The 269-nt window shown below is 58.0% G+C and carries 1 pseudogene; it reads right to left on the reverse strand.

Going from position 1 to position 269, the window contains the following annotated elements:
- Positions 1 to 269: pseudogene (locus tag HBA93_RS21345) on the reverse strand (ABC transporter ATP-binding protein); the annotation flags it as partial.

The raw sequence follows: 269 nt of genomic DNA on the forward strand, positions 1-269 counted from the left end.
GAAAGACCTTCGCATCGGTGCGATAACGCGACAAAAACAAGTTATCAGTCAGGGGCAGTTCCGGTACTGCGCCATGTCCAAGGCGCTCTTCCGGTACAAAGCCCGCTCCCAGCAAACGACGGCGGGTAATGCCGGAAAGTCCGGCCTCCTGTCCGCGAATACGGATGGCTGCGGATTTATCCTGACGGACTTCACCGGAGACGGCTTCAAAAAACTCACTCTGCCCGTTACCGGCAACACCGGCAATACCAACCACCTCACCGGCGCGT

The sequence above is a fragment of the Ochrobactrum sp. SFR4 genome (assembly GCF_019730395.1).
In the GTDB taxonomy this organism is placed as follows: domain Bacteria; phylum Pseudomonadota; class Alphaproteobacteria; order Rhizobiales; family Rhizobiaceae; genus Pseudochrobactrum.